Annotated in this window: 10 protein-coding genes; 4 read left to right on the forward strand and 6 right to left on the reverse strand. The window is 66.4% G+C overall.

Going from position 1 to position 15,075, the window contains the following annotated elements:
• The first annotated feature begins 276 nt into the window (after window positions 1-276).
• From ACVJ19_RS22830 to ACVJ19_RS22840, 3 genes are read left to right on the forward strand one after another with little or no spacing between them, the layout of a single operon-like run.
• Window positions 277-957, forward strand: a complete 681-nt coding sequence (locus ACVJ19_RS22830; protein WP_035731438.1) for a response regulator transcription factor — start codon at window positions 277-279, stop codon at window positions 955-957.
• Window positions 941-2,401: a sensor histidine kinase gene (locus ACVJ19_RS22835; RefSeq protein WP_453951238.1), complete on the forward strand. Its 1,461-nt coding sequence runs from the start codon at window positions 941-943 to the stop codon at window positions 2,399-2,401. The genes ACVJ19_RS22830 and ACVJ19_RS22835 overlap by 17 nt, the downstream gene beginning before the upstream one ends.
• Window positions 2,398-5,385: a bifunctional [glutamine synthetase] adenylyltransferase/[glutamine synthetase]-adenylyl-L-tyrosine phosphorylase gene (locus ACVJ19_RS22840; RefSeq protein WP_453951239.1), complete on the forward strand. Its 2,988-nt coding sequence runs from the start codon at window positions 2,398-2,400 to the stop codon at window positions 5,383-5,385. Before ACVJ19_RS22835 ends, ACVJ19_RS22840 begins: the two co-directional genes overlap by 4 nt.
• Here ACVJ19_RS22840 and ACVJ19_RS22845 read toward each other — a convergent pair.
• Genes ACVJ19_RS22845 through ACVJ19_RS22865 form a run of 5 tightly spaced genes read right to left on the reverse strand, consistent with a single transcriptional unit; the run spans window position 5,342 to window position 11,322 of the window.
• Complete coding sequence (locus ACVJ19_RS22845) at window positions 5,342-5,575, reverse strand: formate dehydrogenase subunit delta (RefSeq protein WP_453951240.1); 234 nt, start codon at window positions 5,573-5,575, stop codon at window positions 5,342-5,344. The two genes, ACVJ19_RS22840 and ACVJ19_RS22845, sit on opposite strands and share 44 nt — an antisense overlap.
• Window positions 5,565-6,392: a formate dehydrogenase accessory sulfurtransferase FdhD gene (gene fdhD, locus ACVJ19_RS22850; protein ID WP_453951241.1), complete on the reverse strand. Its 828-nt coding sequence runs from the start codon at window positions 6,390-6,392 to the stop codon at window positions 5,565-5,567. The genes ACVJ19_RS22845 and fdhD overlap by 11 nt, the downstream gene beginning before the upstream one ends.
• Window positions 6,393-6,396: 4 nt before the next feature.
• Complete coding sequence (fdhF, locus tag ACVJ19_RS22855) at window positions 6,397-9,270, reverse strand: formate dehydrogenase subunit alpha (protein WP_453951242.1); 2,874 nt, start codon at window positions 9,268-9,270, stop codon at window positions 6,397-6,399.
• A 10-nt stretch (window positions 9,271-9,280) separates the two neighbouring features.
• Complete coding sequence (locus tag ACVJ19_RS22860) at window positions 9,281-10,837, reverse strand: formate dehydrogenase beta subunit (protein ID WP_453951244.1); 1,557 nt, start codon at window positions 10,835-10,837, stop codon at window positions 9,281-9,283.
• Window positions 10,834-11,322: a formate dehydrogenase subunit gamma gene (locus tag ACVJ19_RS22865; protein ID WP_453951246.1), complete on the reverse strand. Its 489-nt coding sequence runs from the start codon at window positions 11,320-11,322 to the stop codon at window positions 10,834-10,836. The genes ACVJ19_RS22860 and ACVJ19_RS22865 overlap by 4 nt, the downstream gene beginning before the upstream one ends.
• Before the next feature lie 224 nt (window positions 11,323-11,546).
• On the opposite strand from ACVJ19_RS22865, the gene ACVJ19_RS22870 reads away from it, so the two are divergent.
• Window positions 11,547-12,440, forward strand: a complete 894-nt coding sequence (locus tag ACVJ19_RS22870; protein WP_453951247.1) for a LysR family transcriptional regulator — start codon at window positions 11,547-11,549, stop codon at window positions 12,438-12,440.
• Between the two features lie 223 nt (window positions 12,441-12,663).
• On the opposite strand, the gene ACVJ19_RS22875 is transcribed toward ACVJ19_RS22870, so the two are convergent.
• Window positions 12,664-14,994, reverse strand: coding sequence for an ATP-binding protein (locus ACVJ19_RS22875; RefSeq protein ID WP_453951249.1), 2,331 nt, complete (start codon window positions 14,992-14,994; stop codon window positions 12,664-12,666).
• Between the last annotated feature and the right edge of the window lie 81 nt (window positions 14,995-15,075).

Below are 15,075 nucleotides of genomic sequence, written 5' to 3' on the forward strand. Positions count from 1 at the left end.
AGGAGGCCCAGGAAACCAAGTGATGAAGGGTGTCGTCGGCATCAGTCGCCCCCGCCGCCGGCGCCCTTCGGGGGAGCAGCGTAAATTTCGCTTCCCCAGCCTACCTTCCGGTGGAATTACGCCCCCCTCCGTCGGAAGGCATAGGGCGGTGAGGTCCCCCCAGCTTCACCGCCCGCCTTTTTCTCGCTTCGACACTCTCCCGCTCGGCTTGCATGCGATTGCCGCTCGCGCCATGTTTAGAGAAGGTTGACCTCCTTGACCGCCGCCGAACGCACGATGCGCCTCCTCATCATTGAAGACGATCGCGAATCCGCCGACTACCTCGTGAAGGCGTTTCGCGAGGTCGGACACATTGCCGACCACGCCGCGGACGGCGAGGAAGGCCTCGCCATGGCCGAGAACGGCGACTACGACGTTCTGGTGGTCGACCGCATGCTGCCCAAGCGCGACGGCCTGTCGCTGATCGGCGCGCTGCGCGACAAGGACAACACGACGCCGGTGCTGATTCTCTCCGCGCTCGGACAGGTCGACGACCGCATCAAGGGCCTGCGCGCCGGCGGCGACGACTATCTGCCAAAGCCCTATTCCTTCGCCGAGTTGCTCGCCCGCGTCGAGGTGCTGTCGCGCCGCCGCGGGGGACCTGCCGAGGACACCCTCTATCGCGTCGGCGATCTCGAGCTCGACCGGCTCTCCCATCGCGTCGCCCGCGGCAAGGACGAGCTGACGCTGCAGCCGCGCGAGTTCCGCCTGCTCGAATACCTCATGAAGCATGCGGGGCAGGTGGTGACGCGCACCATGCTGCTGGAAAACGTCTGGGACTATCATTTCGATCCGCAGACCAACGTGATCGACGTGCACATTTCGCGGCTACGCTCCAAGATCGACAAGGGATTTGAGCGGCCGCTGCTGCACACGATCCGCGGCGCCGGATACATGATCCGTGACGGCATTCGGTAAACTCGTCCGCACCACGGCATTCCGGCTCACGCTGGTCTATCTGCTGCTGTTCGCGATGTTCGCGGCCTCTCTGCTTGCCTATTTCGCCTGGAATACGCGGCGGCTGATCACCGAGGAAATCACGCAGACGGTGAATGCCGAGACCTCGGAGATCAACGAGATCTATGATCGCCGCGGCATGTACGGCCTCGTGCGCACGATCGAGTATCGCGCGCTGCGTCCGGGCGCCAACCTCTACCTGGTGACCACGCCGACCGGGCAGGCGGTTGCCGGCAATGTCGGCTCGCTCGCGCCCGGCGTGATGGCGACGCGTGGCTGGTCCGAGACCGCCTACCGGCGGATCGAGGACGCCGATGACCGCGATCATCGTGCACTGGTGCGCGTCACCGAACTCGAAAACGGCTTCCGGCTGCTGATCGGCCGCGACCTCGCGGAGCGGCGTCGCCTGTTCGGCATCGTCGCCAAGGCGGCGCAATGGTCGGTCCTGATCGTCGTCGTGCTTGGCCTCGGCGGCGGCATCTTCGTGGCGCGCAGGGTGCTGAGGCGCATCGACGCGATGACCGGTACCGCCCAGCGCATCATGACCGGCGATCTCAGCGGCCGCCTGCCCGTGGGACGCAGCGGCGACGAGCTCGACCGCCTCGCCGAAAACCTCAACGCCATGCTGGAGCGGATCGAGGCCTTGATGGCGGGGCTGAAGGAAGTCTCCGACAACATCGCCCACGATCTCAAGACGCCGCTGACGCGCTTGCGCAACCGCGCCGAGGAGGCGCTGGCGAAATCGGGCTGCGAGGCCGATTACCGTGCGGCGCTGGAGCGGACCATCGAGGAATCCGACGGGCTGATCCGCACCTTCAACGCATTGCTGATGATCGCGCGTGCCGAGTCCGGACAGGCGCGCGGCAACATGGATGATTTCGACGCCGCCGAGGTCGCGGGCGGCATCCACGAGCTCTACGAGCCGCTGGCCGAGGACGACGGCATGACCTTGAAGGTGAAGGCCGATCCGACGCCGGTTCACGGCAACCGCGAGCTGATCAGCCAGGCGCTCGCCAATCTGGTCGAGAACGCGATCAAATACGGCAAGCCGGTCGCGCAGGCCGGAGGAACCGTGGTCAGTATGGACGCGCGGCAGATCACCATCGAGGCAAGGCGCGAGGGTGACCAGGTGCTGCTCAGCGTCACCGATCGCGGCCCCGGCATCCCCGAAGCCGATCGCAAACATGCCGTCGAACGATTCGTGCGGTTGGAAGCGAGCCGCACGCTGCCCGGCTCCGGCCTCGGCCTCAGCCTCGCCTCGGCTGTTGCGACGCTGCATGGCGGAGAATTGCGGCTGGGCGATGCCCATCCGGGCCTCGTCGCCACGCTGGTGCTGCCGGCGCGCACGGGCGCGGGCGACAGGGTTGCTCCGCCAATACCGGATGTGCCACAGAAGGTGGCATGAACCACTCCGCGCCGGGAAACGCGGACAAACATGGTGAGAGCCTCGCCGCACGCTTCGCGGAGGCTCCCCATATTGTCGCTTCCGCAACAGACGAACCACGTTTGGACAACTGGCTGGCCGAGCTCGAGCCGGCGCAATTGGCCCGTCTTGAAGCGTTGCTGATTCATCCCTTCGCCCGGAATATCCTGGCCGGCATCGCGGAATTCTCGCCCTATCTGTTCGATCTGGTGCGCGCCGATGCGGTGCGCCTGATCCGGCTGCTCGAATGCGATCCGGATGCGCATCTCGCCGCACTGATCGCTGAGGCGAGGAGCGCGGTGTTCGCAGCACCTGATGAAGCCGAGGTGATGCGGCTGCTCCGCCGTATGAAGGCGGAGGCCGCGCTGCTGACCGCGCTGTGCGACATCGGCGGCGTCTGGCCGGTGATGAAAGTGACGGCAGCGCTCACCGACGTCGCGGTCTCCTCGGTGCAGTCGGCGCTGCAGTATCAGCTGCGGCAGGAAGCCGCACGCGGAAAGATCCTGCCGCCCAATCCCGAGGCACCGGAAGAGGGCAGCGGCCTGATCGTGCTTGCGATGGGCAAGATGGGCGCGGGCGAGCTGAACTATTCCAGCGACATCGACCTCATCGTGTTCTTCGATCCCGATGCAACGACGCTCGCACCCGACATCGAGCCGCAGCCGTTCTTCGTCCGCGTGACGCAGGGCATGGCGCGGATCCTCCAGCAGCGAACCTATGACGGTTATGTCTTCCGCGTCGATTTGCGCCTGCGCCCCGATCCGTCCTCGACGCAGGTGGCGATCTCGCGGCATGCGGCGTTGAACTACTACGAGCGGGAAGGGCGCACCTGGGAGCGCGCTGCGATGATCAAGGCACGCGCCTGTGCCGGCGATGCCAGAGCGGGCGAAGCGCTGCTTGCCGAGATCGCGCCGTTCGTCTGGCGCAAGCATCTCGATTTTGCCGCGCTTGCCGATGTCCACGACATGAAGCGGCAGATGCAGACCTATCGCGGCCAGAGCGAGGTCGCGGTCGAGGGGCACAACGTCAAGGTCGGCCGCGGCGGCATTCGCGAGATCGAGTTCTTCGCGCAGACCCAGCAGCTGATCGCCGGTGGCCGCCATCCGCAATTGCGGGTGCGGCCGACGCTCAGGGCGCTGGACGTGCTCGCCACCAGCAACTGGATCACCTTCGCTGCGCGGGACGAGCTGACCGCCGCATACGAATTCCTGCGCCGGGTCGAGCATCGCCTCCAGATGGTCGCCGACGAGCAGACCCATGCGCTGCCCGACGACAAGGAAGCAGTCGAGCGCTTTGCGCGCTTCTTCGGTTATCCCGATCGCGAGGCCTTTGCGCGCGACCTGCTGCGGCAGCTCGAAATCGTCCAGGGCCACTATGAAAAACTGTTCGAGGGCGATGATCCGACCGGCACGGCCGAGCTGCCGGCTCTGGATTACAGCGCGGGTCCCGACGATCCGCGCCTGCTCCAGCACCTGTCGACGCTCGGATTCAAGAAGCCCGCCGCCGTCGCCCAAACCGTGCGCGACTGGATCACCGGCGACTATCGCGTGTTCCGTAACGAGGCGACGCGCAACGCCTTCATCGAGTTCGTGCCGGCCCTGATTGACGGTCTCGCGCATGCCGAGGAGCCGGACCGCGCCGTCGTGGCGTTCGATCACTTCCTCGGGGCGCTCCAGCGCGGCGGCCGCCTGATCACGCTGCTCGGACAGAACCGCGACCTCGTCGCGCTGGTGGCGCTGGTGCTGGGCGCGGCGCCGCGGCTCGGCGAGATGCTGGCGCGACAGCCGCAGCTGATGGACGGGCTGATCGACCCGCGCTTCTTCGGGGCGATGCCGGACAGGCAGGAATTGTCGGCGCGGCTCGCCGCCACGGTGCAGGATGCGGCCTCATACGAAGAATTCCTCGATCGCCTGCGCCTGTTCGGGCAGGAGAGCCTGTTCCTGATCGGCACGCGCATCCTCTCCGGCACCGTCTCGGCGCAGCAGGCGAGCACGGCCTTTGCGGATGTCGCCGAAGGCATCGTCCACACCGTGCATGGCCTCGTTGCCGACCGCTTTGCCGCCCAGCACGGCCGGATCAAGGGGCAGGAGACCGCGATCATCGCGATGGGCCGGCTCGGTAGCCGCGAGATGACGGCCTCGTCCGATCTCGACTTGATCCTGCTCTACGATTTCGACGCCGAGAACCCGGACTCGGATGGGCCGAAGTCGCTGCAGGGCGCGCATTATTTCGCCCGCTTCACCCAGCGCCTGATCAGCGCCTTCACGACGCGCACCAATTACGGCGTGCTCTACGAGATCGACATGCGGCTGCGCCCGTCGGGGCGCGCCGGGCCGGTGGCGTCGAGCCTCGCCTCCTTCGCGGACTACCAGGCCAACGAGGCCTGGACCTGGGAGCACATGGCACTGACGCGCGCGCGCGTGGTGTCGGCTTCGCCTGAATTCCGGGAACGGATCGAGCGCGTCATCCGCGATGTCCTGACGCGCCGCCGCGATCGCACGATCATCGCCAATGACGTCGCCGACATGCGCAGCGCGATCGGCCAGGAGAAGGGCGAGACCGACTATTGGGATCTCAAATATGCCGCCGGCGGCATGATCGACATCGACTTCATCGCGCAATATCTCCAGCTCGTGCATGCCCACGACAAGCCCGAGATCCTCGACGTCAGCACGCTGCAGGTGCTGGAAAATGCCTGCAGGCTCGGCGTGCTCGGACAATCGGAGACCGAGATCCTGCGCGCGGCGGCGCGGCTCTATCACGATTTGACGCAGATCCTGCGGCTCTGCGTCAGCGACCGCTTCAAGCCGGAAACCGCCGGCACGGATCTGCAGCGCGTCATGGCGCGCGCCGGCGATGCGCCGGACTTCTCCTCGCTGGAGGCCCGCGTGAAGGAAACCCAGAGCGAGGTGCGGCGCGTGTTCAGGGCGCTGCTGGAAGGGACGTCGTCTGCTTCAGCGCGGTGAGCGCTTCGCGCACGTTGGGCTCCAGGCCCGCGCCGCCGGCATCGAGATGGGCGAAGATCGCGCGCTTCATCCGGGGATCCCAGAACTTCTTGATGTGCTCGGCGATCCCCGGCACGGCCTTGTCATGGCCCTGGCTCTTGAAGAACTTGCCGATCTGGTTGGCCATGTAGATCAGGCGGTCAGGCGACATCGGCAACCTCCGTGGCATGGCGGGCGACGATCCGGCCACCATGCGAAAACACTTCGAACCCGTCCTGGCGGGCAATGGCGATCAGGGTGATGCCCGCGGCTTCCGCAGTGCGCGCCGCGAGCGCGGTCGGCGCGGACACCGCGACCATCACCGGCGCGCCGATCGCGGCGGTCTTCTGCACCATCTCGACCGAGACGCGGCTGGTCAGCAGCACCATGCCGCCGCGCGCATCCGTGCGGCTGCGCGCCAGTGCGCCTGCGAGCTTGTCGAGCGCGTTGTGGCGGCCGACGTCCTCGCGCAGCGCGACGATATTGCCGCTAGTAGACCAGAACGCCGCGGCGTGAACGGCGCGGGTCTGCAAATTGATCGATTGCAGCGGTGCGATCGCCTGCATCGCCGCCATGACTTCTTCCGGCGTGAAGCTCTGCCCCTGCGGTACGACCGCCGCGGGCCGCACCGCCTCGGCAATGGACTCGACGCCGCAGATGCCGCAGCCGGTGGGACCGGCGATGTGGCGGCGGCGCTCGCTGATGAGTGCCGCTTCTTCCGGTGCAAGCCACATCCTGAGCTCGATGCCGTCGTCGAGGCGGACCACCTCGAGCGACTTGATGTCGTCGACCGACTTGATGATGCCTTCGTCCAGGCTGAAGCCGACGGCAAAGTCCTCGAGGTTCTGCGGCGTCCCCATCATGACGGCATAGGTGCCGCCATTATAGGTCAGCGCCAGCGGCGTCTCCTCCGGAATCAGCCGTGTTCCTTCGGACGCGACGCCGTCGCGCCAGATCTCGCGGTCGATGGCCTGGACGGGCACGTGCATGCCGTTACTCCGCGGCTTCGGCTGGCACGATGCGGCGGGATTGCCGCGCCTGCGCGTCATAGGCCTTCTGCCAGTCGGACGGGCCGTTCGAGGGCGAGACCTGCACCGCCGTGACCTTGTATTCGGGGCAGTTGGTCGCCCAGTCCGAATAGTCCGTGGTGATGACGTTGGCCTGCGTGTCCGGATGGTGGAAGGTGGTGTAGACGACGCCGGGTGCGACGCGGTCGGTGATCTCCGCGCGCAGCGTGGTCTCGCCGGCACGGCTCTTCAGCCGCACCCAGTCGCCGTCGCGCACGCCGCGCTGCTCGGCATCGTGCGGATGAATCTCGAGGCGATCTTCCGCATGCCAGACCACGTTGTCGGTGCGCCGCGTCTGCGCGCCGACATTGTACTGGCTGAGGATGCGGCCCGTGGTGAGCAGCAGCGGATAGCGCGGGCCGGTGCGCTCGTCGGTCGCGACATATTCGGTCACGACGAACTTGCCCTTGCCGCGGACGAAGCCGTCGATATGCATCACCGGCGTGCCCTCGGGCGCCTTCTCGTTGCAGGGCCACTGCACCGAGCCGAGCTCGTCGAGCTTGGCATAAGAGACGCCGGCGAAGGTCGGGGTCAGCGCCGCGATCTCGTCCATGATCTCGGAAGGATGGCTGTACTTCATCTCGAAGCCCATCGCCTTGGCAAGGCCGATGGTGACCTCCCAGTCGGCGAGGCCGTTCTTCGGCGTCATCACCTTTCGCACGCGCTGGATGCGGCGCTCGGCGTTGGTGAAGGTGCCGTCCTTCTCGAGGAAGCTCGAGCCGGGCAGGAAGACGTGGGCGTAGTTCGCGGTCTCGTTCAGGAAGAGGTCGTGGACGATGACGCATTCCATCGCCGAGAGCGCCGCCACCACGTGGCTGGTGTTGGGGTCGGACTGGAGGATGTCCTCGCCCTGCACGTAGATGCCCATGAACGTGCCTTCGACCGCGGCGTCGAACATGTTGGGAATGCGCAGGCCCGGCTCGGGGTTGAGCTTGACGTTCCACAGCGCCTCGAACTGGTCGCGCGCGGCATCGCCCGAGATGTGGCGGTAGCCGGGCAGCTCGTGCGGGAACGAGCCCATGTCGCAGGAGCCCTGCACGTTGTTCTGGCCGCGCAGCGGGTTCACGCCGACGCCGGGGCGGCCGATATTGCCTGTTACCATCGCAAGGTTGGCGATCGCGATCACGGTGGTCGAGCCCTGGCTGTGCTCGGTGACGCCGAGGCCATAGTAGATCGCGCCGTTACCGCCGGTGGCGTAGGTGCGGGCGGCTTCGCGCAGCACCTTGGGATCGACGCCGGTGAGGATGGCGGTGGCTTCCGGACTGTTGTTCGGCTGGGCCACGAAGGCGGCCCATTCCTCGAACTCGGCCCAGTCGCAGCGCTCGCGCACGAAGGCTTCGTTGACGAGGCCCTCGGTCACGATGACATGCGCCAGCGCGGTCATGACCGCGACATTGGTGCCGGGCATCAGCGGCAGGTGCAGCGCCTTCACATGCGGCGATTCCACCATCTCGGTGCGGCGCGGATCGATCACGATCAGCTTGGCGCCCTGGCGCAGCCGCTTCTTCAGGCGCGAGGCGAACACCGGGTGGGCGGACGCCGGATTGGCGCCGATCACGACCACGACGTCGGTGTCCTCGACCGAGTCGAAATCCTGCGTGCCCGCGGAGGTGCCGAAGGTGGTGGCGAGGCCATAACCGGTCGGCGAGTGGCAGACGCGGGCGCAGGTGTCGACATTGTTGTTGCCGAAGCCGGCGCGGATCAGCTTCTGCACCAGATAGGTTTCCTCGTTGGTGCAGCGGGACGAGGTGATGCCGCCGATGGCGTCGCGGCCGTACTTCTTCTGGATGCCGCGCATCTTGGCGGCCGCAAACGAGAACGCCTCATCCCAGGACACTTCGCGCCAGGGATCTTCGATCCGCTCGCGGATCATCGGCTTGAGAACGCGTTCCTTGTGGTTGGTGTAGCCCCAGGCGAAGCGACCCTTGACGCAGGAATGGCCGCGGTTGGCCTTGCCGTCCTTGTAGGGCACCATGCGCACGACTTCCTCGCCGCGCATCTCGGCCTTGAAGGCGCAGCCGACGCCGCAATAGGCGCAGGTGGTAACCACGGAATGCTCGGGCTGGCCGATCTCGATCACGGACTTTTCCGTCAGCGTCGCGGTCGGGCAGGCCTGCACGCAGGCGCCGCAGGAGACGCATTCGGAGCCGAGGAAGCTCTCGCTCATGCCCGGCGAGACCCGGCTGTCGAAGCCGCGGCCGGAGATGGTCAGCGCGAAGGTGCCCTGCACCTCCTCGCAGGCGCGGACGCAGCGTGAGCAAACGATGCACTTGGAGGGATCATAGGTGAAGTACGGGTTGGACTCGTCCTTCGGCATCCAGTGGTCGTTGGTGCAGCCGTCGGTCTTGGCGAAGACGTGGTTCTCGCCCTCATAGCCGTAGCGGACGTCGCGCAGGCCCACGGCGCCGGCCATGTCCTGCAATTCGCAATCGCCATTGGCGCCGCAGGTGAGGCAGTCGAGCGGGTGGTCGGAGATGTAGAGCTCCATCACACCCTTGCGCAGCTTCTTCAGCCGCTCGGTCTGGGTGTGCACGACGAGGCCGTTCATGACGGGCGTGGTGCACGAGGCCGGCGTGCCGGCGCGTCCCTCGACCTCGACGAGACAGAGCCGGCAGGAGCCGAACGCATCGACCATGTCGGTTGCGCACAGCTTCGGGATCTGGTGGCCGGCGTCCATCGCGGCGCGCATGATCGAGGTGCCCTCGGGCACCGTGACCTGGTTGCCGTCGATGGTCAGCGTCACCATCGTCGTCGATTTGGAGCGCGGCGTGCCGTAGTCGATTTCTTCGATCAGAGACATTGTCGTTCTCCTATTCCGCGGCCTGAAGCGTGGTCGGGATGGGTGCGAAATCCTCCCGGAAGTGCTTCAATGCACTGAGCACGGGGTAGGGCGTGAAGCCGCCGAGTGCGCAGAGCGAGCCGAATTTCATGGTGTTGCAGAGGTCCTCGACGAGCGCGAGGTTCTCATGGACGCGCTCGCCGTTGATGATCTTCTCGATGGTCTCGACGCCGCGGGTCGAGCCGATCCGGCACGGCGTGCACTTGCCGCAGGATTCGACGGCGCAGAATTCCATCGCGAAACGCGCCTGCCTGCGCATGTCGACGCTGTCGTCGAACACGACGATGCCGCCATGGCCGATCAGGCCGTCACGCGCGGCGAAGGCCTCGTAGTCGAATGGCGTGTCGAACAGGGCGCGGGGGAAGTAGGCGCCGAGCGGGCCGCCAACCTGCACCGCACGAACCGGTCGGCCCGTGAAGGTGCCGCCGCCGATGTCGTCGACGAGCTCGCCGAGCGTCACGCCGAATGCGGTCTCGAACAGTCCGCCGTAACGGATGTTGCCGGCGAGCTGGATCGGCATCGTGCCGCGCGAGCGACCCATGCCGAAATCGGCATAGGCCTTGGCGCCCTCGGCGAGGATGAAGGGGATCGCGGCGAACGACAGCACGTTGTTGATGACGGTCGGCTTGCCGAACAGGCCGTGATGGGCCGGCAGCGGCGGTTTTGCGCGCACGATGCCGCGGCGGCCTTCCAGGCTCTCCAGCAGCGAGGTCTCTTCGCCGCAAACGTACGCGCCGGCGCCGACGCGCACTTCCATATCGAAGCTATAGGTGGAGCCGCCGATCTTGTCGCCGAGATAGCCGCCGCGCTTGGCAGCCTGGATGGCGGCGTTCATGGCCTCGACCGCGTGCGGATATTCGCTGCGGATGTAGATGTAGCCCTTGGTCGCGCCGACGGTGATGCCGGCGGTGGTCATGCCCTCGATCACCAGGAAGGGGTCGCCTTCCATGATCATCCGGTCGGCAAAGGTGCCGCTGTCGCCTTCGTCGGCGTTGCAGACGATGAATTTGCGATCGGCCTTGGCCTGCGCGACCGTCTTCCACTTGATGCCGGTCGGGAAGCCCGCGCCGCCGCGGCCGCGCAGGCCGGATGCGGTGACTTCGTTCAGGATCGCATCAGGCCCGAGCGAGAGGGCGCGCTCAAAACCCTTGTAGCCGCCATGGGCGCGGTAGTCGTCGAGCGAGCGCGGATCGATCACACCGCAGCGGGCGAAGGTGAGGCGGGTCTGGCGCTTCAGCCAGGGGATCTCGTCGGTCGCGCCGAGCCGCAACAGATGCGGCGTGTTGCTGGCGAGCGCGTCGAGCAGGGAGGGCACGTCGGCGTCGGTGACCGGGCCGAAAGCGATCCGGCCCTGCGGCGTTGCGACCTCGACCAGCGGCTCCAGCCAGTACATGCCGCGCGAGCCGGTCCTGACGATTTCGATCGCAATGCCGCGCTTGGCAGCAGCCTGCTCCAGCGCCAGCGCAACCTCGTCGGCGCCGACGGCGACCGCGCCCGCATCGCGCGAGACGAAGAGACGCATGCTCATCGCTGTGCCTCCGCGACCAGTGCATCGAGACGCTTCTGGTCGAGCCGGCCAACGAGGCGGCCGTCGAGCATGGCGGACGGCGCGGTCGCGCACAGGCCGAGGCAGTAGATCGGCTCCAGCGTGACGCGATCGTCGGCGGTGGTGTTGCCGAGCGACACGCCGAGCTTGGCTTCTGCGCGCGCAGCCAGCGCATCGCCGCCGGCGGCCTGGCACGCTTCGGCGCGGCACAGCTTCAGCACGTGGCGACCGGCCGGCTTGTGGCGGAAATCATGATAGAAGGTGAACACGCCATGGACCTCGGCGCGCGACAGATTGAGCGCCTGCGCCACCATGGGAATCGCGGCCTCCGGCACGTAGCCGAACGCCTCCTGAAGCGCGTGCAGGATGACCAGCGTCGCGCCTTCCTGCCCGGCATGTTCGGCAATGATCTCGGCGCCGCGCGCTTCGTCCCAAGAATCGTAACGAGGTTCGTAAAGCGTTGTCATTGTTCGTTCTCAACCTGAGCGTTTCTTCCCTCCAAACTATTTGGAATCATTCGAAGATCAATAAAGCTGTCTCATGCTGCGATTGCGAATTCGGATCGATTTGCAACCGCAATCGGTCGATACAAAATGGTAATGAAGATTGTATCGGCTGCCGGTTTTTGCGTGTTGGTGCGGGCCCGGCATGCTAGCTTGCATGCCAACACAGAATCCGAGGGGACGACCGGTTGATCGACAAGCTTGAACTTCTGCTGGCGCTGGCGAAGGAGCGGCATTTTGGACGCGCGGCAGAGGCCTGCGGGGTCACGCAGCCGACCATGTCCACCGGGCTGAAGCAGCTTGAGGAGATTCTCGGCGTCATGCTGGTCCAGCGCGGCTCCCGCTTTCAGGGTTTTACGCCCGAGGGCGAACGGGCGCTGGACTGGGCGCGGCGGATCGTGGGCGATGCCCGCGCCATGCGCGACGAGATCAACGGACTGAAGCACCAGCTCTCCGGCGAGATCCGCATCGCCGCGATCCCGACCGTGCTCGGCATGGTCGCCTCGCTGACGACGCCGTTCCGCGCCCGGCATCCCGAGGTGCGTTTCAGCATCCGCTCGACGACCTCATCGGAGGTGCTCGGGCTGCTCGAAAATCTCGAGGTCGATGCGGGGCTGACCTATATCGAGAACGAGCCGATCGGCAAGGTACGCACCATTCCGCTCTACAATGAAAGCTATCGCCTGCTGACTGCGCCGGACGGAATGTTCGGTGATCGCGAGACGGTGACCTGGAAGGAAGTGGGGCAGGTGCCGCTGTGCCTGCTCACGCCCGACATGCAGAACCGTCGCATCATCGACCGCGCGCTGCGCTCGGTCGGCGCGGAGGCGACGCCGACCCTGACCTCGAACTCGCTGCTGGTGCTGTTCACGCATGTGAAGACGGGACGCTGGGCGAGCGTGATGCCGGCCAAGCTCGCCGAGACGCTCGGCCTGTCCGATACGGTGCGGTCGATCCCGATCGTCGACCCCGAAGTCAATTACAGCATCGGCATGGTGATCCCGCAGCGCGATCCGATGACGCCGCTGATCGCGGCGCTGGTCAATGTCGCGCGGGAAGTCGCGCCGACGCTGCAGCTGTAGGGGCCAGGGCGGGGGGCCTGAGCAAGCGCCTCGTCCTTCGAGACGCCCGCGGAGCCTGTCATCGGGCCGCGCTTTGCGCGGACCCGGTGGCGGTCTCCTCAGGATGAGGCTCCGTTGTATTGGTGTTCGTTGAAACTGCTGCCGCGTATTCCGCCCTCATCCTGAGGGCCCGCCGGAGGCGGGCGTCTCGAAGGATGGCCGCAGGGGAGCTTCCCGCCGTGCGCTAGGCCGCGGCCGATATTCCGGACCCCGCCTTGACGGCGTCGCGCGGCAGAGTCACGCGGACGACGGTGCCGACATCGATCTTCGAGCGCAGCCGCATCGAGCCGCCGTGGAGCTGCGCCAGCGAGCGGGCGATGGCGAGGCCCAGCCCCGAGCCGTGATAGGTCTTGGTGAGCTGGCTCTCGACCTGCTCGAACGGGCGGCCGAGCCGCGCTAGTGAGTGCGGCGCGATGCCGATGCCGGTGTCGGCGATCATCAGCACGATCCTGTCGTCGAGCTGCCGGCTGCGCACCACGATGCGTCCGCCGTCGGGCGTGAACTTCACCGCGTTGGAGAGCAGGTTGACGATGATCTGCTTGGTGGCGCGGCGGTCGGCGACGACGGAGATGGATTTTGCGATATCGGCATCGAGCGTCAGTTGCTTGTCCTGCGCGCGGCCGGAGACGACCCGCAGCGACTCCGCGAGCGTCCGTGCGAGGTCCAGCTCTTCCATGTCGAGCTTCATGCGGCCGGCCTCGATCTTGGACATGTCGAGGATGTCGTTGATGACCTCGAGCAGATAGTGGCCGCTGGTCAGGATGTCCTGGCAATATTCCTGGTACTTCTCGCTGCCGAGCTCGCCGAACATGCCGCTTCCCATGATCTCGGAGAAGCCGATGATGGCGTTGAGCGGCGTGCGCAACTCGTGGCTCATATTGGCGAGGAATTTCGACTTGGTCTGGTTGGCTTCCTCGGCGCGGGTCTTCTCGCGCTGGTACTTCTCGGCGAGATCGGCGAGCTCGTTGGTCTGGCGCTCCAGCGCGGCCTGCGAGCGCTTGAGGTCGATGACGGTGGCGCGCAGGCGCAGATCGTTGTCGACCAGCTTCTGCTCGTGCTCCTTGATGCGGGTGATGTCGGTGCCGACCGAGACGTAGCCGCCGTCCTTGGTGCGGCGCTCGCTGATGTGCAGCCAGCTGCCGTCGTCGAGCTGCGCCTCGAAGGTGCGCGCGCCCGGACCTTGGGCAGCGGTCTCGTTGTGACGGGTGCGCACCTCCGGCATGCGGCCGACCTCGAGCACGGTCTCGTAGGAGGTGCCGGGGATGACGGCGCTGTCCGGCAGCTTGTGCAGGCGCTGGAAATGCGAGTTGCAGAGCACGAGGCGGTCGCTCGCATCCCACAGCACGAAGGCCTCCGGAATGGTCTCGATGGCGTCGCGCAGCCGCAGGTCCGCTTCGACGGTCCGCTCGGCGAGGCTCTTCTGCTCGGTGATGTCGACGGCGATGCCGATCAGGTGCACGCTGGAATCGGTCGCGCCGCGCGTCTTTTCGCAGCGGACGCGCAGCCAGATCCAGTGACCGTCGACATGCTGCATGCGGAAGGTCTGGTCGATGTGGTCGATCTTCTCGGAGATAAGCTGATCGGCGATCTCGAACAGGTCGATGTCGTCGGACTTCACCAGCGCGTTGACCTCGCCGAAGGTGAGGAGCTCGTTGCGGCCGTCGAGGCCGAGCATCGAGAACATCGACTGCGACCAGAAGATCCGGCCGCGCGACAGGTCCCAGTCCCACAATCCGCAGCGGCCCCGGTTCAGCGCGGTGTCGATCCGGCCGCGCACGGCGTCGTTGATGAGGTCGCCCTCGCGGGCGCGGGTGGACTGCCAGTGGAAGGCGAAGCCGAGGATCAGGACGACGAAGCCGGTGGTCGCCGACAGCGTCACCGAGAGCGCGGCGTCCGAGCCCCAGATCGGCTCGTTGCGTTCCTGAATCACGGTGACGAAGCCGGGCAGCGACTTGATCTGCCGCGAGGTCGCCATCGCGGCATTGCCGCTCGGCAATGTCATATCGGAGACGTTGCCGTCGCGCGGCGGCGCCGCGAGCAGCTGCGCCGTGGTGATGGCATCGAGCAGGCGGTCATTGCCGGAAGGGTCGCTGTCGATGGGAATGCGGGCGAGGAGGCGGCGGTCGATCCCGGCCGAGGTGACGATGACGTGGCGGCCGGAGGCCGTGCCCCAGGACGGGATCAGGTCGGGCAGCAGCGTCGGCAGGCGCTCGATGTTCTTCTGCCGCTCGATCCGCAACGAGGTGAGGCGGTCGATGCGCTCGGCGAGCAGGTCGGCGAGCGCGGAGATGTCATGCCGGATCACCAGCCGCTTCTGGCGCGTCTGATCGACGACCTGCACGAACGCGCCGAGGCAGATCGTGATCAGGAATGCGATGATGAGCGTCGGCACGGCACGGCGCAACGCCGGCTCAGCAACCAGGAGCCGGTGATAGGCAGGTTTCGCGATCGATTGCGCCAATCCCTTGATCGAATCGGATTGGACGCACGCGTTCGCGGCGTCTGCACGCGACATGCCTTCGGCCCCCTGAAAACCAGCTTGCAACTTGAGCTCGGAAGCAGCCCCACGTCGCTTCCGAATCAGACCGATTTGAAT

It is taken from the genome of Bradyrhizobium sp. USDA 376 (assembly GCF_054063675.1).

Excerpts from the sequence above, each read along its gene's own strand:
- fdhD (WP_453951241.1), bottom strand. The coding sequence starts at position 6,392 with ATGCACGTGCCCGTCCAGGCCATCGACCGCGAGATCTGGCGCGACGGC.
- ACVJ19_RS22865 (WP_453951246.1), bottom strand. The coding sequence starts at position 11,322 with ATGACAACGCTTTACGAACCTCGTTACGATTCTTGGGACGAAGCGCGC.
- fdhF (WP_453951242.1), bottom strand. The coding sequence starts at position 9,270 with ATGTCTCTGATCGAAGAAATCGACTACGGCACGCCGCGCTCCAAATCG.
- ACVJ19_RS22875 (WP_453951249.1), bottom strand. The coding sequence starts at position 14,994 with ATGTCGCGTGCAGACGCCGCGAACGCGTGCGTCCAATCCGATTCGATC.
- ACVJ19_RS22830 (WP_035731438.1), top strand. The coding sequence starts at position 277 with ATGCGCCTCCTCATCATTGAAGACGATCGCGAATCCGCCGACTACCTC.
- ACVJ19_RS22840 (WP_453951239.1), top strand. The coding sequence starts at position 2,398 with ATGAACCACTCCGCGCCGGGAAACGCGGACAAACATGGTGAGAGCCTC.
- ACVJ19_RS22860 (WP_453951244.1), bottom strand. The coding sequence starts at position 10,837 with ATGAGCATGCGTCTCTTCGTCTCGCGCGATGCGGGCGCGGTCGCCGTC.
- ACVJ19_RS22845 (WP_453951240.1), bottom strand. The coding sequence starts at position 5,575 with ATGTCGCCTGACCGCCTGATCTACATGGCCAACCAGATCGGCAAGTTC.